The organism is Streptomyces sp. NPDC049577 (assembly GCF_040675635.1).
Taxonomy (GTDB): Bacteria; Actinomycetota; Actinomycetes; order Streptomycetales; family Streptomycetaceae; genus Streptomyces.
Genome location: NZ_JBFAPH010000067.1, coordinates 1 through 21,513 on the forward strand (window position 1 = coordinate 1; position 21,513 = coordinate 21,513).

The 21,513-nt window shown below is 74.5% G+C and carries 13 protein-coding genes and 3 pseudogenes; 8 read left to right on the forward strand and 8 right to left on the reverse strand.

From position 1 onward, the window contains the following. From AB0K09_RS10870 to AB0K09_RS10885, 4 genes and pseudogenes are all read right to left on the reverse strand, one after another. Positions 1-332 (reverse strand): annotated as a pseudogene (locus tag AB0K09_RS10870) (hypothetical protein); the annotation flags it as partial. Between the two features lie 25 nt (positions 333-357). Continuing rightward, positions 358-1,425, reverse strand: coding sequence for an amidohydrolase family protein (locus tag AB0K09_RS10875; protein ID WP_366064997.1), 1,068 nt, complete (start codon positions 1,423-1,425; stop codon positions 358-360). Next, positions 1,422-2,810 (reverse strand): cytochrome P450, encoded by a 1,389-nt coding sequence (locus AB0K09_RS10880; protein ID WP_366065009.1) that lies wholly within the window; start codon positions 2,808-2,810, stop codon positions 1,422-1,424. Before AB0K09_RS10880 ends, AB0K09_RS10875 begins: the two co-directional genes overlap by 4 nt. A 71-nt stretch (positions 2,811-2,881) precedes the next feature. After that, complete coding sequence (locus AB0K09_RS10885) at positions 2,882-3,910, reverse strand: 3-oxoacyl-[acyl-carrier-protein] synthase III C-terminal domain-containing protein (protein WP_366064998.1); 1,029 nt, start codon at positions 3,908-3,910, stop codon at positions 2,882-2,884. Between the two features lie 123 nt (positions 3,911-4,033). On the opposite strand from AB0K09_RS10885, the gene AB0K09_RS10890 reads away from it, so the two are divergent. Together AB0K09_RS10890 and tuf are read left to right on the forward strand one after the other, a co-directional pair. Further along, a complete protein-coding gene (locus AB0K09_RS10890) occupies positions 4,034-11,569 on the forward strand; it encodes an SDR family NAD(P)-dependent oxidoreductase (protein ID WP_366064999.1) in 7,536 nt (2,511 codons plus the stop codon). Positions 11,570-11,799: 230 nt separating this feature from the next. Further along, entirely contained in the window at positions 11,800-12,993 is a 1,194-nt protein-coding gene (gene tuf, locus AB0K09_RS10895) for an elongation factor Tu (RefSeq protein WP_366065000.1), read from the forward strand. 189 nt (positions 12,994-13,182) lie between these two features. Here the strand turns inward: tuf and AB0K09_RS10900 are convergent, their stop codons facing one another. Then, positions 13,183-15,186 (reverse strand): APC family permease, encoded by a 2,004-nt coding sequence (locus AB0K09_RS10900; protein ID WP_366065001.1) that lies wholly within the window; start codon positions 15,184-15,186, stop codon positions 13,183-13,185. A gap of 281 nt (positions 15,187-15,467) precedes the next feature. Here AB0K09_RS10900 and AB0K09_RS10905 point away from each other — a divergent pair. Together AB0K09_RS10905 and AB0K09_RS10910 are read left to right on the forward strand one after the other, a co-directional pair. Beyond that, positions 15,468-15,770 (forward strand): annotated as a pseudogene (locus tag AB0K09_RS10905) (helix-turn-helix domain-containing protein); the annotation flags it as partial. A 6-nt stretch (positions 15,771-15,776) separates the two neighbouring features. Continuing rightward, positions 15,777-16,412: pseudogene (locus AB0K09_RS10910) on the forward strand (acyltransferase); the annotation flags it as partial. A gap of 137 nt (positions 16,413-16,549) precedes the next feature. Here the strand turns inward: AB0K09_RS10910 and AB0K09_RS10915 are convergent. Beyond that, positions 16,550-17,416, reverse strand: a complete 867-nt coding sequence (locus AB0K09_RS10915) for an EamA family transporter (RefSeq protein ID WP_366065002.1) — start codon at positions 17,414-17,416, stop codon at positions 16,550-16,552. A 93-nt stretch (positions 17,417-17,509) separates the two neighbouring features. Here AB0K09_RS10915 and AB0K09_RS10920 point away from each other — a divergent pair, with 93 nt between their 5' ends. Further along, positions 17,510-18,082: an XRE family transcriptional regulator gene (locus AB0K09_RS10920; protein WP_366065003.1), complete on the forward strand. Its 573-nt coding sequence runs from the start codon at positions 17,510-17,512 to the stop codon at positions 18,080-18,082. A 23-nt stretch (positions 18,083-18,105) separates the two neighbouring features. Here the strand turns inward: AB0K09_RS10920 and AB0K09_RS10925 are convergent, their stop codons facing one another. After that, positions 18,106-18,600 (reverse strand): GNAT family N-acetyltransferase, encoded by a 495-nt coding sequence (locus AB0K09_RS10925; protein WP_366065004.1) that lies wholly within the window; start codon positions 18,598-18,600, stop codon positions 18,106-18,108. A gap of 51 nt (positions 18,601-18,651) precedes the next feature. Then, a complete protein-coding gene (locus tag AB0K09_RS10930; RefSeq protein ID WP_366065005.1) occupies positions 18,652-19,059 on the reverse strand; it encodes a CoA-binding protein in 408 nt (135 codons plus the stop codon). A 75-nt stretch (positions 19,060-19,134) separates the two neighbouring features. Here AB0K09_RS10930 and AB0K09_RS10935 point away from each other — a divergent pair, with 75 nt between their 5' ends. The 3 genes from AB0K09_RS10935 to AB0K09_RS10945 form a co-directional block, all read left to right on the forward strand. Then, positions 19,135-19,761 (forward strand): YigZ family protein, encoded by a 627-nt coding sequence (locus AB0K09_RS10935; protein WP_366065006.1) that lies wholly within the window; start codon positions 19,135-19,137, stop codon positions 19,759-19,761. A gap of 79 nt (positions 19,762-19,840) precedes the next feature. Beyond that, the gene (locus AB0K09_RS10940) at positions 19,841-21,007 is read left to right on the forward strand and encodes an exonuclease SbcCD subunit D (RefSeq protein WP_366065007.1); all 1,167 of its coding nucleotides are present in this window, start codon (positions 19,841-19,843) and stop codon (positions 21,005-21,007) included. Continuing rightward, positions 21,004-21,513 (forward strand): SMC family ATPase (locus AB0K09_RS10945; protein ID WP_366065008.1); only part of this gene is annotated, 510 nt, incomplete at its 3' end. The genes AB0K09_RS10940 and AB0K09_RS10945, both read left to right, overlap by 4 nt.

Consider the following 21,513-nt stretch of genomic DNA (forward strand, 5'->3'; position numbering starts at 1 on the left):
GTGCGCAGCCGCCGGTGCTCCGGCGGGTCGGTCATCAGGAACGACTGGGCCCCGGTGTTCAGCGCGCCGAACCCGAAGCGCTCGTCGCCGAGCACGGCGAGGCAGGCGTGGTGGCCGGTGACGACGAGCACCCCGTCGGGCAGGCGCACCACCGGGTCGCCGCCGTCGCCGCGCAGGGACTCGTAGAAGGGGTAGGGGTCGGCGTGGAAGTCCGGTGCGCGGACGTCGAAGGGAAGCCGGTCCCAGAAGTCGCGGGCGACGGCGACGGCCGTGCCGGGGCCGGCGTCCGCCGGGTCGCGCGTGGTGCCGGGAGGCTCCTGGCGGGTCGTCATCCGGTGCTCCCTGGGGTCGGTGCTCTCATCCGCCCGCACGGGCGCCGGCCGTCAGGCCGAAGAGCCGCTCGGCGTTGCCGTGGCAGATCTTGCGGCGGTCGGACTCACTGATCTGGGTGTGCTCGATCCAGCGTGCCCCGTGGTCCATCTGCTCGTAGGGGTAGTCGGCGGAGAACAGGATGCGGTCCGAGCCGAGCGCGAGCAGGGCGGACAGCAGCGCGACGTCGCTGTGGTTGCCGCTGGTGGTGACGTAGAAGTTGTCGGCCAGGTAGTCCTGGAGCCGGCGTTCCGGGCGCTTGTCGAAGGGGTTGAACTCGAAGCAGTGCTGGACGCGCCAGGCGTGGGACGGCAGGGTCTCCCCCAGGCGCCCGAGGATGACGGTGGCCTTCGGGACGCGGTCGAAGAGCCCGCTGTAGACCAGGCGCAGCGCGTGGGTGGCCGTCTCGGGGCCGTAGCCCCAGGTGGCGCCGACGAGTTCCGGGTGGCCCTGGTAGGGGTCCCGGCGCAGGGCGGCCCTCGGGTGGAGGTAGACGGGGACGCCGAGCGCGGCGGTGGCCTCCCAGAAGGGCCGGAACTTCGGCAGGTCGAGGTACTCGGCGGTCTCGGGGTCGCCGGTGTCGCTGTAGCCGTTGACGAGGACGCCCTTGAAACCGAGGTCGCGTACCGCCCGTTCGGTCTCCGCCACCGCCGCTTCCGGGTCCTGGAGCGGGACGGTGGCGAAGCCCGCGAAGCGGTCCGGCCACCGGGCGACGACCTGTTCGGCGAGGTAGTCGTTGATGTCCCGGGCGACGGCGACCGCCTGGGCGCGGTCGGGGATGGCCTGGACGCCCGGGGTGGTGAGCGACAGGAGCGCCATGTCGATCCCGGCGTCGTCCATGCGCCGCAGCCGTACCTCGAAGTCGGTGAGACGGCTCCACAGGAAGCTCAGGGTGTCCGCGACCAGGCCCTCGGTGTGGGCCTGTTTCTCCAGGTCCAGTTCGCCGTGGGTGCTCTGCATGCCCGCCGGGTGCCCGAAGTGCTCCTCGACGGCGATCTTGCGGATCGGCGGGGCGGCCGGCGGTCTGCCCGGCGCCGGGATCGCGTCGCTGCTCATGCCGTGCCTCCCGGGGTGCGGCGGCGGAGGGTGGCGGTGAGCGGGCCGGCGGGCTGGATCAGGAGGCCGGGGCGGGGGACGACGTCGGCCGGGGTGATGTCCAGGTGGTGGCGCTGGGCCAGGGTGGCGAGCACCAGGGCGGCCTCGACGAGGGCGAACCTGGCGCCCAGGCAGGTGCGCTGGCCGCCGCCGAAGGGGAACCAGGCGTGGTCGGGAATGGGGTCGGGGGCGTCGGGGTCCCAGCGTTCGGGGCGGAAGGAGGCGGGGTCACGGAACCAGCGGGGGTCGCGGTGGGTGGTCCACTGGCTGCACCAGACGATCGTGCCGGCGCGGACGGGCGTGCCGCCCAGGGTGGCGCCCTCACGGGCCACGCCGGCGATCAGCCAGGCGGGCGGATACAGCCGCAGGGCCTCCTTGACGATCTGCTGGGTCCAGGTGAGGTGTTCGTAGTCCTCGAAGGCGGGCGGCCGGCCGCCGAGCACCCGGTCGAGTTCCGCGTCGAGCCGGGCCCGGGCGGCCGGGGAGCCGGACAGCAGATGAAAGATCCAGGTCAGGGCCGTGGAGGTGGTCTCGTGGCCGGCGGCCCAGAGCGTCACGGCCTCGTCCCGGACCTCCTTGGCCGTCAGGGGCCGGCCCTGCTCGTCGCGGGCGGCCAGCAGACGGCTGAGCAGGTCGTCGCGGTCCGCGGCGGCGCCGGCGGCCTGCCGGGCCCGGATCAGCCGGTGGACCTCGGCGTCGAGGGTGGCGACGGCTTCGAGCATCCGTCGCCGGGCGGGGGTGCGCACCCAGGAGGGCAGGAGGATGCCGAGGCCGCGCACCTCCTCGCCGATCTCCTGCTGGGCCACGCCCATCGCGTCGCCGAGGGCGCGGGCCTGCTCGCCGAGGTCGTTGCCGAACAGGGTGCGCAGCACGATCCGCTGGGTGATGAGCTGCATCTCCCGCTGTACGTCGATCCGTTCGCCGTCCTGCCAGTCGTCCGCGGCCGTCCGTGCGCAGTCGACCATGGTCTCGGCGTACACGCGCACCTGGCGGGGCCGGACGGTGGGCTGGACCAGGGACCGCTTGCGGCGCCACTCGGCACCCTTGCTGAGGATGAGGCTGTGGCCGACGACCTGCCGGAAGGCCCAGCCGATGTCGAGGATGTCGTAGTCGGACTCGACGGCGCCGAGGAGCTCGGCGATGTGCCGGGGGTGGAAGAGGAACAGGCTGCGGCGGGGGCCCAGGGACCAGGTCACGGCGTCGCCGTGGTCGTCGCGGAGGCGGACCAGGAAGGCGAGGGGGTCCCTGCCGAAGGCCGGCAGGTTGCCGAGCAGGGGCAGGCTGCGCGGCCCGGGCACGGGAACGAGCGGCGGGGCGGGGGTGGCGGCGGGTGCGGTGGTGGTCATGGCGCGGTGCCCTCCGGACATGCGGTGAATGCTGGTGATGGCTACCCCGTCCCCACTCGCGCGAAGCCGCGTCAGAGCCGGAGCAGGGCCAGTCCGGCGCTGAGTCCGCTGCCCATGCCGAACAGGGCCACGAGGTCGCCCGGCTCGACACGATCGCTCTCGATCGCACGGACGAGTTGCAGGGGCAGTGAGGCCGAGGCGGTGTTGCCGTGTTCGGCGACGACCGGCAGGGTGCGGTCGGCGGGCAGGCCGAGTGCGTCGCGCACTTCCTCGAACTGGCGGAGCGTCGCCTGTTGCAGGGCCATGAAGGCGCTGGTGCGGGCCTGGCCGAGCTCACGGTGGGCGCCGGCGAGCGCCCGGGGGGCCAGTTGCAGGACGGCGTCGCGCATGGCGTCGTCGCCCAGCCGCATATAGGTGGGCTCGTCGTCGGCCGGGCGGAAGTGCCGGGAGCCCCCGGCGGCGACGGTGCACGCCTCCCAGGCGGTGGAGTCGGCGCCGGTGACCACGGTGAGCAGGCCCGGGTCGTGCTCGCCCGCCGGGCCGGCGGTGAGCAGGAGCGCGGCGCCGGCGTCGGAGAGGGCGTAGCCGGGCAGGGCCCGCAGGAACGCCTGCTGGTCGGGCACGTGCCAGCGGGTGGTCATGGTGAGGGTCTCGCCACAGGTGACGAGGACGCTGCGGTGCCGGCCGGTCTCGATGAAGAGGGCGGCCACGTCAAGGGCGTCGAGCAGGCTGTTGCAGGCGTTCCGGACGTCGAACACCGGGCAGCGGGCGCCGAGTTTCGCGGCCACGATGTGCGCGGTGGCGGGCTCGATCATGTCCTGGGAGCCGGAGGCGAACAGCAGCAGGTCGACGTCCCCGGCGGTGGTGCCGGCCCCGGCGAGCGCCTTGACGGCCGCGGCGGCGGCGAGGTCCGAGGCCTGTTCGCCCTCGTCCCGCACGTGCACGCCGCGGACGCCGAGGAGGTCCTCCAGCATGCCGGGCGGCGGCACGAAGCGGCTGCCGGCCGCCGCGATGCCCTCGCGGGTCTGCTCCACGGTCCGGTACCGCGCGGGAAGCGTGACGGCGATGCCCGCGAGGCGGGCGCGGAACGGGGGCTGCATGACCCCACCGTATCCGGATGGCGGCGTATGACCGTGAATTCCGGAATATCACGGTGTGTACGCATTGGTGGCCCATGCGGTCGCCGTAGGTTACCCACCCCGACTCCCTCTCGACGGAAGGCCATGCCCGTGGGCCGGCTCAGCACTTCGGACAACGATCGCGCCATCGCCGTGGTGGGAGCGGGCTGCCGGCTCCCCGGTGGCATCACAGACCTGCCGGCGCTCTGGGCGGTGCTGGAGGAGCGCCGCGATCTGATCGGCCCGGTACCCGCGGACCGCTTCGACGCGCGGATGTTCGTCGATTCCGAGGCGCCCCGGCGCGGCAAGAGCCATACGGCGGCCGGCGGCTTCCTCTCCGACATCGCCGGGTTCGACGCGGCGTACTTCGGCATCTCCCCGCGCGAGGCGGAGCACATGGACCCGCAGCAGCGGCTGTTGCTGGAAATGGCGGTGGAGGCGCTGGACGACGCCGGGATTCCCGCCGCCGGGCTGGCCGGTTCGGACACCGGTGTCTTCGTCGGCGTGTCCGACCATTCGTACATCACCCTGCAGCTCTCGCTGTCGCGGACCGTGAATCCGTACACCGTGTCCGGCGGGGTGCCGTCCATCGGGGCGAACCGGTTGTCGCACTTCTTCGATCTGCGCGGGCCGAGCATGACGATCGACACCGCCTGTTCCTCCTCGCTGGTGGCGGTGGACCGGGCCTGCCGTCATCTGTGGGAGGGCGGCGGCCGGACCGCGCTGGCCGGCGGCGTCAATCTGCTGATCAGCCCGCAGAACTACGTGGGGTTCTCGCAGGCGGGCATGCTGTCGCGGCGCGGGCGCTGCGCGGCGTTCTCCGCCGGGGCCGACGGTTTCGTACGGGCCGAGGGCGGGGGCGTCGTCGTGCTCAAGCGCCTGGCCGACGCACTGGCCGACGGCGACCGGATCCACGCGGTCATCGCCGGCACGGGCACCAACTGCGACGGCCGCACGCAGGGCCTGGCGCTGCCCAGCGCACAGGCGCAGGAGGATCTGCTGCGCGCGGTCTACGAGCGGGCGGGCGTGCTGCCGGACGACCTGGTGTACTTCGAGGCCCACGGCACCGGCACCCCCGCGGGTGATCCGGTCGAGGCCCGTGCCGTCGGCGAGGCCCTCGGGCGGCGCCGGACGGGCGGGGCCCTGCCGATCGGTTCGGTGAAGTCCAACCTCGGTCATCTGGAGCCGGCGTCCGGCATGGCCGGGCTGTTCAAGGCCCTGCTCGTCCTGCGGCACGGCCGGGCCCCGGCGACCCTGCACGCCGCACCGCTCCACCCGGACATCGACTTCGCGGGGCTGAACCTGGCGCCCACCGTCGAGCCCCGCCCGCTCGCCCTCACCGAGCGCTCCGCGGTGGGCGTGAACTCCTTCGGCTTCGGCGGTGCCAACGCCCATGTCGTCCTCACCGGCCCACCCGCTCCCGCGCCCCCGCCCGCCGGGGACCGCCCGGAGCGCGGCCGGCCGCTGCCGGTCGTGGTGTCCGCCCGGTCGGCCGGGGCACTGCGCGAGCTGGCGCTGCGGGTCGCGGACCGGCTGGCGGAGGCCGGGCCCGAGGAGTTCTACGACCTGGCGCACACCGCCACGCTGCGGCGCAGTACACACCCGCACCGCGCCGTCGTGATCGCCGGCGGTCCGCCGGAGGCGGCCTCCGAGCTCCGGCGGCTGTTCCCCGAGAGCACGGTGGCCGCTCCCGCGGCGGGCTCCGCGCCGCGCGCCGGGGCCGTCGGCCGGGCGCGCGACGGGGGCACGGTGGCGTTCGTGTTCTCCGGCAACGGCTCCCAGTGGCCCGGCATGGCCGCCGACCTGATGGTCCGTGAGCCGGTGTTCCGGGCGGCCGTCGACGAGGCGGACGCGGCCCTGGCCCCCTACCTCGGCTGGTCGGTGGCCAAGCGGCTGGACACGGGCGAACGGGCCCACGCCGACCGCACCGAGATCGCCCAGCCCCTGCTGTTCGCCGTGCAGCTCGGGCTGGTCGCCCTGCTGGCCGATCGCGGCGTACGGCCCGCGACGGTGTTCGGACACGGCGTCGGCGAGATCGCCGCGGCCCACACCGCCGGGGCCCTGGGCCTCGACGCCGCCGCCCGGGTCGTCACCGAGCGCAGCCGCGCGCAGGCGGTCACCGCCGGCGGCGGGCGGATGGCCGCCGCCGGTCTGCCGGAGGACGAGGCGCGGCGGGAACTCGCCCGGTACCCGGGCCTGCTGGAGATCGCCGGGATCAACAGCGACCGGGACGTGACCGTGGCCGGCGACCCGGCCGCCCTCGCGGCGCTCGGCGCGGAGCTGACGGCCCGCCAGGTCTTCTTCCGCGATCTCGGCCTCGACCATGCCTTCCACAGCCGTGCCATGGACGTCCTGCGCGAGCCGCTGGCCAAGGCGCTGTCCGGGCTCGTCCCGGCACCGTCCCGGCTGCCGATGGTCTCCACCGTCACCGGGGCGCCCGTCGGCGGCGAGGAGCTGACCGCCGGCTACTGGTGGCGCAATGTGCGCGAACCCGTGCGGTTCGCGGAGGCGGCCGCGCAGGTGCTGGAGGCGGGTGCCGGGATCCTCCTGGAGATCGGCCCGCATCCGGTGCTGCGCCCGTACCTGCGGCGCGCCCTCGCCTCCCGCGCGCCCGCCGCGGCGGGCGTCTGCCTGTCGACGCTGCGCCGGGAGGCCGACGGCGTCACGGCCGTGGCGGGCGCGGTCGCGGGCGTCCTGGCGGCGGGCGGTCAGGTGGAGACGTCCCGCCACTTCCCCCGGCCGGGCCGGGTGGTGGACCTGCCGGCGTATCCGTGGCAGCGGGAACGCCACTGGTCGGGCGCGCCGCAGAGCTGGGTGATGCGCACCGGGGGCGACGGGGTCGTGGACCATCCCCTGCTGGGTGAGCGCCTGCCGGCCCCGCACCCGTTGTGGTCGGGGCCCGTCGAGCCGGTGCTGGTGCGCTGGCTGGGCGACCATCAGGTGGCCGGCAGCGTCGTCATGCCGGCCACGGGCTACGTCGAGATGGCCCTGGCGGCCGGCCGGCGGGCGCTGGGCGGCCCCGTCGAGCTGGAGCACGCGCGCATCCACCGGCCGCTGGCCGTTCCCTGGCCGGATCCGGGCGCCCTGCGCACCCAGGTGGCAGTGACGCCGGACGACGGCGTGGTCACCGTCACCAGCACCGACGGCGCCGCCGGCGAGCCCCGCGAGCATCTGCGCGCCCGCGTCCGCACCCTGCTCGGCCGGCCGTCCGCGCCGCTGGACGCCCGCGCGGTACGGGCCCGGTGCGGCCTGGACGTAGAGGGGCCCGAGCTTTACCGGGCGTGTGAGGACGCCGGACTGCGGTGCGGGCCCGCCTTCCGGGTGCTGCGCGGACTGCGGGTCGGGGACGGTGAGGTGCTCGCCTCCTACCGGCACGACGCCGACGAGGCTGCCGGCGGCTCCTCGTACGAGGTGCATCCGGCCCTGCTGGACGGCGCGCTCCAGGCGGGTGCGCCGCTGCTGCTGGGCGACGACGCGTCCGGCCCCCGGTCGCTCTTCCTGCCGTCCTCCTTCGGCGCCGTGCGCGTCTGGCGCGCGCCCTCGCCGGCGGGCCTGGTGCACGTGCGCGAGCGCTCCCGCACGGACGCGGAGGTCTGCCTGGACATCACCATGGCCGACGACGACGGTTCCGTGACCGTCGAGATCGACGGCTGCCGGCTGCGCCGGCTGGGCGGGGACGAATCCGCGCGGGTCGTGCGCCGGCAGACGGTCCTGCGGGCCGCGCCCCGCCCGGGCAGCCCTCCTCCGCCCTGTCCGCTGCCCACGCCGTCCGAGGTGGCGGCGGCCGCCGCCGGCCGGATCGACGCCCTGCGGGCCGCCTGGCGCGAGACGCCGTACGAGCGGTTCGCGAGCGCCTCGAAGGAGTGCCTGGCGCACGTGTGGGCCGAGACGCTGGCCGGCTTCCTGCCGGATCCGCGCGCGCCGTTCGACATGGCCGCCCTGACCGCCGGCGGTCTGCAGGCGCGGCACCGGCGGCTGGTCAAGCTGATGCTGCCTCTGCTGGAGCGGCACGGGCTGCTGTCCGCCGCGCCGGAGGAGCGGTGGCACCTGGCGGCCGAGGGGGTCGCTCCGGCGGACCGGCTGCGGAAACTGCTGGCCGGACTGCCGGTCTTCGCCGCGGAGTCGGCCCTCTTCGCCCGCCAGGCGCGGCACCTGGGCGACGTCCTGCGAGGCGCCCGGGACCCGCTGGAGCTGCTGGGTACCGACGGTCCGACGTACCAGCAGTTCTTCGACATCGCGCCGGTGAGCCGTTTCCACCACCGGATCCTCCAGGCGCTGGTGCGCGAGCTGGTCGCGCGGTGGCCCGGGGACCGGCCGCTGCGTGTCCTGGAGGCCGGCGCCGGGACGGGCGGCACGACGGCCGCGCTGCTGCCCCTCCTGCCGCCCGAACGGGCCCGCTACATCTGGACCGACGTCTCCCCGGCCTCCTTCGCCCCGGCCCGGCACCGGTTCGCCGGGTACGACTTCGTCGAGTTCCGCACCCTCGACCTGGACGCCGACCCGGGGCCGCAGGGCTTCCCCGAGGGCGGGTTCGACCTCGTCGTGGCCGGTCACGCCCTGCACGCCGCGAACGACGTCGGCGCCGCCCTGCGCCGCGTCGGCTCCCTTCTGGCGCCCGGTGGACGGCTGCTGGCGGTGGAGGCCCACGACCCCGAGCGGCTCGCCGCCCTCTTCGGCGCCCTGGAGAGCTTCTGGCGCCGCGCCGACCGGGACGTGCGCCCGCACTCGGTGCTGCTGCCCCGCGACCGCTGGCCGGGCCTGCTGGAGGAGTGCGGTTTCACCGATGTCGTGCAGACCGGTGACGACCGGGCGCCCGCCCGGGACGACCATTCGGTGCTGTTCGCCGCCGTCCCCGACGGCCGGCCGGCGCAGGCGCCGCCGCTGCCGCCGGCCGGGCCCGGCGGCACCTGGATCGTCGCCGCCGAGACCGGGGCCGAGACCCCGCTGGCGCAGGCGCTGAACGCCCGCCTCGCCGGAGCGGCGGGTGGTACGGCCACGGTCACGACGACCGTCGCGGGAACGGCACCCGACGCGTGGTCGCGGCTGCTCGAAACCGCGGCGGCGGACCCGGGCACGGCCCCGCCCCCGACGATCGCCGTGCTGTTCGGCGAACCGCACGACGAGCCCGGCGCCCTCACGGAACAGACCACCCGCCGGGCGGCCCTGCTGCGCGCCGTGACGGCCGCCTGTCTGCGGTTGCCGGAGGGCGTGCGGCCACGGGTGTGGCTGGTCACCCGGCCGAGCGGGCTGCTGCCGGGCCCGGAGCGGTCGGCCTTCGCCGGGGACGCGGCCGTCTGGGGCATGGGCCGTTCGCTGGCCAACGAGCAGCCGCGCATGGACGTCCGCCGCGTCAGCCTGGACCGCGCCGTCGCGCCGGAGGCCGACGCGCGCCGGCTGGCCTGCGAACTGCTGGCGCCCTGCGACGAGGACGAGATCGTGCTGACCAGCGGGGGCCGCTTCGTGCCGCGCGAGACGGAGGCCGAGCCGGACCGGGCGCCCCTCGGCGGTGCGGCCCGTTCCTTCGCGCTGCGCGTGCGGGATCCCGGCCGGTCCTACCGGCTGTGCTGGCAGGAGTGCGCGCCGCCCCGGCCCGGGGCCGGGGAGGTGGCCGTCGCGGTACGGGCGGCGGGCCTCAACTACCGGGACACCCTGCGGGCCAACGGGCTGCTGCCCCTGGAGGCCGTCGAGGGCACGCCCTGGGCGCGGGGCCTGGGCATGGAGTGCGCGGGGGTCGTGACCGAGGTGGGGCCCGGCGTGACCCGCTGGGCGGCCGGCGACCGGGTGTTCGGCCTGGCGCCCGCCGCGCTCGCCTCGCACACCGTCACCCCCGCCGGGGCGCTGGCCCGCGTTCCGGCCGGGATGGGCTTCGCCGAGGCGGCCACCCTCCCGGTGGTCTTCGCCACCGTGCACTACGGCCTGGACCACCTCGCCCGGCTGGCCCCGGACGAGACGGTGCTGGTGCACGGCGGGGCCGACGGTGTCGGACTCGCGGTGGTGCAGTACGCCCGCGCCCGGGGCGCCCACGTCATCGCCACGGCCGGCACCGGCGCCAAGCGCGACTGGCTGCGCGCCCTGGGCGTCGAACATGTCCTGGACTCGCGCAGCCTCGAGTTCGCGCCCCGGGTGCGGGAGCTGACCGACGGCCGGGGTGTCGACATCGTGGTGAACTCGCTGGCCGGCGAGGCCATGGCGCGCGGGCTCGACCTGCTGCGGCCGGGCGGCCGCTTCCTCGAACTGGGCAAGCGCGACATCTACGAGAACAAGCCGCTGCCGCTGCGCCCGTTCGACCGCAATCTCGCCTTCTTCGGCGTCGACCTGAACGTCCTGCTGGCCGACCCGCGCCTCGGCTACGCCCTGTTCGCCGACGTGGCCAAGCGGGTGCGGGCGGGCACGTACTGGCCGCTGCCGCACAGCGTCCACCCGGCCGCACGGGTCGAGGAGGCGTTCCGGCTGCTCCAGCACTCGCGGCACATCGGCAAGGTCGTCGTCTCCTTCGACCCGCTGGACGAGGCCGTGCCGGTGACGTCCGTGGCGGGGGCTCCCCGGCTGGACTCCTCCGGCACGTACCTCGTCACCGGCGGGCTCGGCGGTTTCGGCGCCGCGACGGCGGGCTGGCTCGCCGGACTGGGCGCCCGGCAACTGGCCCTGGTGAGCCGGCGCGGCGAGCGGGCTCCCGAGGCGGCCGGCCTGCTGGCGCGGCTGGCGGCCCAGGGCGTGCGCGCCACCGCGTACGCCGCCGACGTCACGGACGCCGCGGCCGTGCGCCGGGTGGTCGGGGAGATCGACGCCACGGGGCACCCGCTGCGCGGGGTCGTGCACTGCGCCGCGCACATCGACGACGCCCCGCTGACCGAGCTGGACGACGAGCGGTGCGCCGCGGTGCTGGCGCCCAAGACGGCCGGCGGCGCCGTGCTCGACGTGCTCACCCGCGACCGGCCGCTGGATCTGTTCCTGATGTATTCCTCGGTCAGCGCGTCCATCGGCAACATCCACCAGGCCCCGTACGCGGCCGGCAACGCGTATCTGGAGGCGCTGGTGCGCGGCCGGCGGGCGGCGGGGCTCCCCGGGACGGCCATCGCCTGGGGCGCGGTCGCCGAGACCGGCCATGTGGCGCGGCACGGCATGGAGGAGGCCCTCGAACGGCTGGGGGTCGGCCCGGTGCCGCCGCGTCAGGCGTTCGCCGCCGCCGGGCCCGTCCTGGCCAAGGGCACGGCCGTCGCCGGGATCGGCCGCTACCGGTGGGCGCGCGGCCGGGCGCTGCTGCCGGTGCTGGAGACGCCCCGGTACCGTCCGCTGCTGCCCGACGACACCGGCGGCACGGGCCGCGGCCGGGCGGACATGCTGGAGGAACTCGCCGCCCTGCCGCCCGCGGAGGCCGAGCGGGCCCTGACCGGGATGCTGGCCGGCCTGCTGGCGGGGGTGCTGCACATGGACGCCGGGCAACTGGATCCCGCCCGCCGGCTGGAGGACCACGGTCTGGACTCCCTGATGGGGGCGGAGCTGCTGGTGCGCATCCGCGAGCAGTTCGATCTGCGCCTCTCCCCCACCGAGCTGCTCGGCGAGGGTCTGACGCTCGGCCGGATCGCGCACCTCGTCCACGGGCGCCTCTTCCCCGGCACCGGCGAGGAGGCACGGTCGTGAGCACCACGGCGCGTACGGCGGCGTGGTCCGGACGGACATCTCCACTGCCTCCGCACGGGGTCGCCAGAACGTTCCCGCCCCCTCTTTCGCGATACGGTGACCCAGAGCATGGGTGTGGATACGGAACGTAATCACCCGAGGGTCGCCCCGTGCACGCCCCATCGAACAGTTCTGGGCAGGAAGAGCATCGGTGCTGCCGATGTACCGCCCGGTCTACAGGAGGACCAACAGTGGCGAAGGCGAAGTTCGAGCGGACCAAGCCGCATGTCAACATCGGCACCATCGGTCACATCGACCACGGCAAGACCACGCTGACGGCGGCCATCACGAAGGTGCTGCACGACGCGCACCCGGACCTCAACCCGTTCACGCCGTTCGAGGACATCGACAAAGCGCCGGAGGAGAGACAACGCGGCATCACCATCTCCATCGCGCACGTCGAGTACCAGACCGAGTCCCGGCACTACGCGCACGTCGACTGCCCGGGTCACGCGGACTACGTCAAGAACATGATCACCGGTGCCGCCCAGATGGACGGCGCGATCCTCGTGGTCGCCGCGACCGACGGCCCGATGCCGCAGACCAAGGAGCACGTGCTGCTGGCCCGTCAGGTCGGCGTCCCGTACATCGTCGTCGCCCTGAACAAGACCGACATGGTGGACGACGAGGAGATCCTGGAGCTCGTCGAGATGGAGGTCCGCGAGCTGCTGAGCGAGTACGAGTTCCCCGGCGACGACCTCCCCGTCGTGAAGGTCTCGGCGCTGAAGGCGCTGGAGGGCGACGCGGAGTGGGGCCAGTCGGTCCGCGACCTGATGCAGGCCGTCGACGAATACATCCCCGAGCCCAAGCGCGACGTCGACAAGCCGTTCCTCATGCCGATCGAGGACGTCTTCACCATCACCGGCCGCGGCACCGTCGTGACCGGCCGCATCGAGCGCGGCGTGCTGAACGTCAACCAGGAAGTGGAGATCATCGGCATTCACCCGGAGAAGGTGAAGACGACGGTCACCGGTATCGAGATGTTCCGCAAGCTGCTGGACGAGGGCCGGGCCGGTGAGAACGTCGGCCTGCTGCTGCGCGGCATCAAGCGCGAGGACGTCGAGCGCGGCCAGTGCATCATCAAGCCGGGCACCGTCACCCCGCACACCGAGTTCGAGGGGCAGGCGTACATCCTCTCCAAGGAGGAGGGCGGCCGGCACACGCCGTTCTTCAAGAACTACCGTCCTCAGTTCTACTTCCGGACCACGGACGTGACGGGCGTCGTCGAACTTCCCGAGGGCACCGAGATGGTGATGCCGGGTGACAACACCCGCATGAAGGTCACCCTGATCCAGCCGATCGCCATGGAGGAGGGCCTGAAGTTCGCGATCCGTGAGGGCGGCCGCACCGTCGGCGCCGGCACGGTCACCAAGATCCTCAAGTAGGGCGCGCCCGCACGAGAAGGAGCGAGGCCACCGGCGGCGACCAGAGGACCCTGGTGCCGCGGCGATGACCTCGCTCCGCGGGACCCAACGTAGCGGCAGCCGGCCCGGGCGGTCGCCCGCCGGCGCGCGGACACGGCGGAATCCCCCGGACGGCCCAGCCGGCGGGACGCCGGGACCGCGCCCCCCTTGTCACCGCACGGGTTCGCCGCGGCGGGTGGCGCCGGGGGCGCGCCGGGCCGGGTGGTCGGCGCGGGCGGAGGACGTCAGCTGCCAGGGGACGCTGGTGACCATGACGCCCGGCGTGAAGAGCAGCCGGCTCTTGAGCCAGAGGGCCGACTGGTTGTGCAGCAGATGCTCCCACCAGCGGCCGACGATGTACTCGGGGATGAAGACCCCGACGACGTCGCGGGGGCCGGCGCGGTGGATGGAGCGCACGTACTCGACGACGGGGCGGGTGATCTCGCGGTACGGGGAGTCGAGGACCTTCAGCGGGATGTCGGTGTCCAGCTCGCCCCACTGCCGTTGCAGGGCGGCGGTCTCCTGCCGGTCGACGGAGACGGTGAGGGCCTCCAGGTGGTCCGGCCGGAAGGCGCGGGCGTAGGCCAGGGCCCGGATCGTCGGTTTGTGAATGGTGGAGACCAGCACGATCGCGATCACGCGGGAGGGGCTGACGAGTTCGGCGTTGGGGTCGGCCACGGCCAGCTCGGCGGCGACCCGCCCGTAGTGCCGGTGGATGGCGCGCATCACCGTCCACAGCACGACCGCGGCCAGCACGGCCAGCCAGGCGCCCTGGACGAACTTCGTGGCCAGCACGATCACCAGCACCAGCCCGGTGACGACGGCGCCGACCGCGTTGATGACCCGGGCCGCCTGCCCCTTCCGGCGCACCACCGGATCGGGCTCGGCGCGCAGGACGCGGTTCCAGTGCCGGACCATGCCGGACTGCGAGAGCGTGAAGGACGTGAACACGCCCAGGATGTAGAGGTGGATGAGGCTGGTGACGTCCGCCCGGTACGCCCACAGCAGCAGGACGGCGGCGAGGGCCAGGGCGAGGATGCCGTTGGAGAACGCGAGCCGGTCGCCCCGGTTGTGCAGCTGGCGCGGCAGGTAGCGGTGCTGGGCCAGGATCGAGGCGAGCAGCGGGAAGCCGTTGAAGGCGGTGTTCGCGGCCAGGATCAGCACCAGGGCGGTGGCCGCCTGGACGTAGTAGAAGCCCGGGCTGCTCTCGCCGCCGAAGACGGCGGCGGCCAGCTGGGCGATGACCGTGCGCTGGGTGTACCCGCCGCAGTCGCCGGGCAGCCCGGTGAGCCGGCAGGAGTCGTCGGTGATGTGCACCTTGGCGATCAGCGCGAGCGCGGTCACGCCGACGAACATCGCCACCGCGATGGCGCCCATGACGGCCATGGTGGCCGCGGCGTTGCGCGACTTGGGCTTGCGGAACGCCGGTACGCCGTTGGAGATCGCCTCCACGCCGGTCAGAGCGGTGCAGCCGCTGGAGAACGCGCGCAGGCACAGCATGATCAGGGCGAAGCCCGCCAGGCCGGCGTCCCTCGGGTCGGAGGTGATGCCGAAGCCGGCGCTCTCGGAGACCGGCGCGTGACCGAGGAAGTAGCGCAGCAGCCCGGTGACGACCATGATCAGCACGCCGGCGATGAACAGGTAGGTCGGCGCCGCGAAGGCCTGGCCGGACTCGCGCACCCCGCGCAGGTTCGCGCCGGTCAGCAGGGCGACGAAGCCGACCGCGAGCAGCACCCGGTACCCGGCGAGCGCCGGCACCGCCGAGATGGTGTTGTCCACCCCGGAGGCGACCGACACCGCCACCGTCATCACGTAGTCGACCAGCAGCGAGGCGGCGACCACCAGCCCGGCCGAGGCGCCGAGATTGACGGAGACGACCTCGTAGGAGCCGCCGCCACTCGGATAGGCGTGCACCACTTGGCGGTACGAGAGCACGACCACCGTCATCAGTGCCACCACCGCCGCCGCGATCCAGGGCGTGAAGTGCAGGTAGGCCAGCCCGCCCAGGGTGAGCACCAGGAGGATCTCCTGGGTGGCGTACGCCACGGACGACAAGGGGTCCGACGCGAAGATCGGCAGGGCCAGCCGCTTGGGCAGCAGCGTCTCGTGCAGCTCCTCGCTGCGCATGGCCCGGCCGATCGCCAGGCGCTTGAGAAGCCCGGTCAGATGGATCACAGCGCGAGCGTAAGCGGTGATGACGGGCCGTCAGGCGGACGTGCCGGATCCGGCGCGCCGCGCCCTTGCCGCGGCCCGTCCGGTGCGGTGCGGTGCGGTGCGCTGGCAGGATGCGGCCGCGTCTGATCCCCTGGAGAGGACCGTACGGAGGGGGATCCGAACGCCCGAGGAGCGAGACACAGATGGCCATGCAGGGCGACGCGCCGTCCCCCGGCGGTCCCGCCGGTGACTCCCCGCCCGCCGACGGCATCGGGCAGCGCGCCTCGCTGCGGCGCCGCCAGATGGGGCTGACCCAGGAGGAGCTGGCGATGCGGGCCGGGATGTCCCTGCCCTATCTGCGCCGGCTGGAGGAGCTGGGGCGGGACTTCGACCCGGCCGGGCTGATGCGGCTGGCGGCTGTGCTGGACATGACGTACGAGGAGCTCGTCGAGGGCCGTGCGGACGCGCCGCCCGGGCAGGGGCCCCCGGGGCGACGGCCCGTGCTCATGCGGCTGGCCGTGCGGGAGTGCTGGGAGCGGCTCCGCACGCACGGCATCGGCCGGCTGGCGCTGTCGGCCGGGGACGAGCCCGTACTGCTCCCGGTCAGCTATCTGGTGGACGCCCGCACGATCGTCTACCGCACGGACCCCGACGGCGAGGCGGCCGTCGGCGCCGGCACCCGGCTGGCGTTCCCGCTGGGCACGGTGTTCGGCGAGCGCTGGATCGAGCTGGGCGACTACTGCATCGTCGGCGAGCAGGTCAGCCTCACGGCCGGCATGATGCCGGACCTCGACCTCGGCCCGGACCCGGTGCTGAGGCTGGGCAACGGCGTGGTGCTCGGCCGGGGCAGTCATGTGATCGCCTCGCTGCCGGTGACCTTCGGCGACGACGTCTACTGCGGCCCGTACGTCTATGTCACCAGCGACAATCACTCCTACGACGACCCCCGGCTGCCCATCGGCAAGCAGTGGCCGCGCAGCGAGCCCGTCACCATAGGCTCCGGCAGCTGGCTGGGCACGGGCGCCGTGATCCTCCCGGGCGCCCGGCTGGGCCGGAACGTCGTGGTCGCGGCCGGCGCGGTCGTACGGGGCGAGGTGCCCGATCACGCCGTGGTCGCCGGGGTGCCCGCCAGGGTGGTGCGGCGCTGGGACGAGGCCGACGGCTGGGTGCCGCCGCTGCGGACCCCGCCGCCGGTGCCGGTCCCCGACGGGGTCACGGCCGAGCAGCTCGCGGCCGCCGGTGAGATGGCCGGGGGTGAGGCGGCCGTTGACGGGATGCCCGTGGACGGGATGACTGCCGGTGAGACGGCTGCCGGTGGGACGGGCGCCGGTGAGGTGACGTCCCGTCAGGAGTCCGCCGGCGCCACCTGGGCGTCGGCCGGGCGTCAGCCCGTGGCCAGCAGGACCGTGCCGACGAGGGCCAGGCCCGCGCCCGCGGCCTGGATCGTGCGCAGCCGTTCGCGCAGGACGCCGCGCGCGGCGAGGGCGGTCACGACCGGGTAGAGCGAGGCGAGCACGGCGGCCACCGTCACCGGACCGCTGTGGGCCGCGAGGTTATAGGTGCCGTTGGCGGCGACGTCCGCCAGACCGACGAAGGCGAGCGCGGGCAGCGCCGAGCGGACCGCGGACCAGCCCTCGGCCGGCAGCACCGGGTTGCCGCGCCGGGCGGAGACCCACAGGCTGCCGGCGCCGACCGCCACGTTGCACAGGCGCTGGACGAACAGGGCCAGGAAGAGCCCGGTCAGGGTGTGCGAGGCCTCCGCGATCAGCGCCATCACCGAGCCGAAGCCGAAGGCCGCGACCAGGGTGAGGACGAGCGTCTGCCGCTGGACGGGCGCCCCGCCCAGCCCCGGGCCGCTCGCGAGGACCACTCCGGCCACGGCGACGAGGATGCCGGCGAACTGCAGCAGCCCGGGCCGCTCGCCCAGGACCACGCCCACGCCCACCGGCACCGCCACCCCGCCGAGGGCGCCGAGCGGCGAGACGACGCCCATCGGCCCGAGGGCCAGCGCCCGGTAGAAGCACAGCATCGCCGCCGGCCCCACGACGCCCGCGGCCGCCGCGAACCACAGCTGCGGCCCCGCCTCGGACCAGCCACCGGTCGCGACGACGATCGCGCCCAGCGCCACCACGGCCAGCAGCTGCGAGACCAGCACGACGGTCATGGCCGGGATGCGCCGCGTGAGGAGCCCGCCGCCGAAGTCGGCCAGCCCCCACATCAGGCTGGTGGCCAGGGCGAAGACGGCAGTCATGAAGGCACCTCGCAGTACAGTGTGGTGAACGGTGGAGTCCACCACACCGTAGTGCAGTGCACTGGACTATGACATCAATATATTGGATGGACCGTGACGGACCTCGACCAGCTCACCCACTCCCTCGCCCGCAACCTCAAGCGCTGGCGCGCCGAGCGGAACCTCACCCTCGATGCCCTGGCCGCCCGCTCGGGGGTCAGCCGGGGAATGATCATCCAGATCGAGCAGGCCCGTACGAATCCCAGCGTCGGCACCACGGTCAAGCTCGCCGACGCCCTCGGCGTCAGCATCACCACCCTCCTGGACCGCGAACAGGGCGCGCGGGTGCGGCTGGTGCCGCCGGAGCAGGCGGTGCGCATGTGGTCGACCGAGGCCGGCAGCCATCACACGCTGCTCGTCGGCACCCAGGCGCGCGGCCCGGTGGAGCTGTGGGACTGGCGCCTGGAGCCCGGCGACGCCAGCTCCTCCGACCCGCACCCGCCCGGCACGGTGGAGCTGCTGCGGGTGACGGCCGGGGAGCTCACGCTCGTCGTGGCCGGCGAGGAGTTCACCGTGCCGGCCGGCACCTCGGCCGCCTTCGAGTCGAACGTGCCCCACGCGTACCGCAACGACGGCACGAAGGCGGTCGAGATGACGATGGCGGTGGCCATCCCGCCCGTCCACTGACGGCCGTCGCGCCGGGGCGGGGGTCAGGCCGGGCGCGGCCGCCGCGAGAGGTCGAGGGAGAGCGCCAGTGAGTGCTCCGCGAACCCCAGGCCGCGGTACAGGTGCTCGGCGTCCTCCGTGGCGTGCAGATCGACCCGGGTGACGTCCCGCGCCGCGAACCAGTCCAGCAGCGCCTCGGTCGTCGCCCGGGCGAAGCCCCGCCCCCGGTAGCGGGGATCGGTGCAGACGGTGAAGACGAACCCGAAGCGCCCCGCCGGATGCCCCGGCGCGGGCAGCCGCTCCTCGATGCGCCCCACCGCGCACGCGGCCAGATGCGGCCCGCCGAGGGCCGGATCGCCGTCCACGACGAAGGCGCCGAGCACCGGCTCCTCGGCCGCGAGCTGCCGGCGGGCCGTCGCCTCGGCGTCCCGCTCCCAGGGGCCGGGGCTGTCCCGCCCGTCCATGGCGGCGAACATCAGCCGGCGCAGCCGCACGATCTCGGCCGCGTCCCCGGGGCGGCCCATGCGCGTCATGATCATGACGTGACGCTAGCGCACGGGCCACCGGCCGGGAGATCCCGGGCGCGCGGGTCAGCGCAGCCGGGGCAGCTCGATCGCCGGGCAGCGGTCCATCACCATCAGCAGCCCCGCCGCGCGCGTCCGCTCGTACGCCTCCTCGTCGATCACCCCCAGCTGGAACCAGACCGCCTTCGCGCCGATCCGCACCGCCTCGTCCGCCACGGCGCCCGCCAGCTCGGACCTGACGAACACGTCGACCACGTCCACGTCGAAGGGGATGTCGGTCAGAGAGGCGTACCCCCGCTCCCCGTGCACGGCCTGGGCCGCGGGGTGCACGGGCACGACCCGCTTGCCGTGCCGGCGCAGCACCTCCGCGACGCCGTACGCCGCGCGCTGCTGGTTGTTCGACAGGCCGACCACCGCCCAGGTGTCGCCCGTCCCCTCGATGATCTTCCGGATGATCCCCGGTTCCGCGTACATGCCCGCTCAACGAGCGGGTCCCGCCCGCCATTCCCGCCGGGCGGGACCGCCGTGGGCAGCGCATAGGCTGTCCTGATGCAGGACGAGTACCGCACGGTCGCGCGCGAGGGCGTGCACGAGATCGAGATCAACAAGTCGCGCTTCATCTGCGCGCTCGCGCCCGCCGCGACCGAGGAGGAGGCCCAGGCCTTCCTCGCGCGCGTCCGCAAGGAGCACCCCACCGCCCGGCACCACTGCTGGGCCTACGTCCTCGGCGCCGACGGCTCCGTCCAGAAGGCCAGCGACGACGGCGAGCCGGGCGGCACCGCGGGCGTGCCGATGCTGCAGATGCTCGTGCGCCGCGAGATGCGGTACGTCGTCGCCGTCGTCACCCGCTACTTCGGCGGCGTCAAGCTCGGCGCCGGCGGCCTCATCCGCGCCTACGGCGGCGTCGTCGGCGAGGCCCTCGACACCCTCGGCACCGTCACCCGCCGCCGCTTCCGCCTGGCGACCGTCACCGTCGACCACCAGCGCGCCGGCAAGCTGGAGAACGAACTGCGCGCCACCGGACGGACCGTGCGCGAGGTGTCGTACGGAACCGGCGTACGGATCGAGGTCGCGCTCCCCGAGGCGGACGTGCCGGCCTTCCGCTCCTGGCTGGCCGACACCACGGCCGGCACGGCCGTCCTCGAACTCGGCGGAGAGGCGTACGGGGACGTGTGAGGCTGCCGGAACGCGCGGAAGCGGATGATCCGGGCGGGGCTGCACGCGCTGTCCGACCCCCCGGATACAGTCGTGGACCATGCGACTGCTGCACACTTCGGACTGGCACCTGGGGCGGTCCTTCCACCGGGTGAGCCTGCTGGACGCCCAGCGGGAGTTCATCGACCACTTGGTGCGGACCGTGCGTGAGCGGCAGGTCGACGCCGTGCTCGTCGCCGGGGACGTCTACGACCGCGCCGTGCCGCCGCTCGCCGCCGTCGAGCTGTTCGACGAGGCGCTGCACCGGCTCGCGGACCTCGGTGTGCCCACGGTGATGATCTCCGGCAACCACGACTCCGCCCGCCGCCTCGGCGTGGGCGCCGGCCTCATCGGCCGCGCCGGGATACATCTGCGCACCGACCCCGCCGAGTGCGGCACCCCCGTCGTCCTCGCCGACGAGCACGGCGACGTCGCCTTCTACGGTCTGCCCTACCTCGAGCCCGCCCTCGTCCGGGACGGCCTGGGCGCCACCGGCGCGGGGCACGCGGCCGTACTGGAGGCCGCCATGCGGCGGGTGCGGGCCGACCTCGCCGCCCGTCCCGCCGGCACGCGCTCCGTCGTGCTCGCCCACGCCTTCGTCGCCGGCGGCGCCCCCAGCGACAGCGAGCGCGACATCACCGTCGGCGGGGTCGCCGCCGTGCCGCCCGAGACCTTCGACGGTGTCGACTACGTCGCCCTCGGTCATCTGCACGGCTGCCAGACCATCACCGAGCGCGTCCGCTACTCCGGCTCCCCGCTCGCCTACTCCTTCTCCGAGACCGATCACCGCAAGACCGTGTGGCTGACCGACCTCGGCCCCGGCGGCGCGCTCACCGCCGAGCGGGTCGACTGCCCCGTGCCCCGCCCGCTCGCCCGGCTCCGGGGCCGGCTGGAGGACCTGCTGTCCGACCCCCGGCTCGACCGGCACGAGGAGGCGTGGGTCGAGGCCACCCTCACCGACCCCGTCCGCCCCGCCGAGCCCATGGCGCGGCTCGCGCGGCGCTTCCCGCACACCGTCAGCCTCCTCTTCGAGCCCGACCGGGCCCCCGAGGACCCCCTCGCCTCCTACGCCCAGCGGCTGCGCGGCCGCACCGACCAGCAGATCGCCGAGGACTTCGTGGCACACGTACGCGGTGGACACGGACCGGACGACGCCGAGCGGAGCGTGCTGACCGCCGCCCTCGACGCCGTCCGGCTGACCGAGACCGCCCGCGAGGAGGCCCGGTGAGGCTCCACCGGCTCACGGTCACCGCGTTCGGGCCGTTCGGCGCCACCCAGCACGTCGACTTCGACGAGCTCTCCGCCGCCGGCCTGTTCCTGCTGCACGGCCCCACCGGTGCGGGCAAGACCTCGGTCCTCGACGCCGTGTGCTACGCCCTCTACGGCGGCGTCCCCGGCACCCGCCAGGGCAGCGGGCTCGCCCTGCGCAGCGACCACGCCCACCCCGGGACGCCCACCGAGGTCGTCCTCGACCTCACCGTCGGCGGCCGCCGGCTGGAGATCACCCGGCGCCCCGAACAGCTCCGCCCCAAGAAGCGCGGCACCGGCCACACCCGCGAGAAGGCGTACAGCACCCTGCGCGAGCGCACCGCCGAGGGCACGTGGAAGCCCCTCAGCCGCTCCCACCAGGAGATCGGCAAGGAGATCGAGCAACTGCTCGGCATGAGCCGCGAGCAGTTCTGCCAGGTCGTCCTGCTGCCCCAGGGAGACTTCGCCCGCTTCCTGCGCGCCGAG

Bases quoted from the DNA above. Each gene is read 5' to 3' on its own strand.
- AB0K09_RS10930 (WP_366065005.1), bottom strand. From the start codon at position 19,059: ATGTACGCGGAACCGGGGATCATCCGGAAGATCATCGAGGGGACGGGC.
- AB0K09_RS10940 (WP_366065007.1), top strand. From the start codon at position 19,841: ATGCGACTGCTGCACACTTCGGACTGGCACCTGGGGCGGTCCTTCCAC.
- AB0K09_RS10890 (WP_366064999.1), top strand. From the start codon at position 4,034: ATGCCCGTGGGCCGGCTCAGCACTTCGGACAACGATCGCGCCATCGCC.
- AB0K09_RS10915 (WP_366065002.1), bottom strand. From the start codon at position 17,416: ATGACTGCCGTCTTCGCCCTGGCCACCAGCCTGATGTGGGGGCTGGCC.
- AB0K09_RS10925 (WP_366065004.1), bottom strand. From the start codon at position 18,600: ATGATCATGACGCGCATGGGCCGCCCCGGGGACGCGGCCGAGATCGTG.
- AB0K09_RS10875 (WP_366064997.1), bottom strand. From the start codon at position 1,425: ATGAGCAGCGACGCGATCCCGGCGCCGGGCAGACCGCCGGCCGCCCCG.
- AB0K09_RS10880 (WP_366065009.1), bottom strand. From the start codon at position 2,810: ATGACCACCACCGCACCCGCCGCCACCCCCGCCCCGCCGCTCGTTCCC.
- AB0K09_RS10885 (WP_366064998.1), bottom strand. From the start codon at position 3,910: ATGCAGCCCCCGTTCCGCGCCCGCCTCGCGGGCATCGCCGTCACGCTT.
- AB0K09_RS10935 (WP_366065006.1), top strand. From the start codon at position 19,135: ATGCAGGACGAGTACCGCACGGTCGCGCGCGAGGGCGTGCACGAGATC.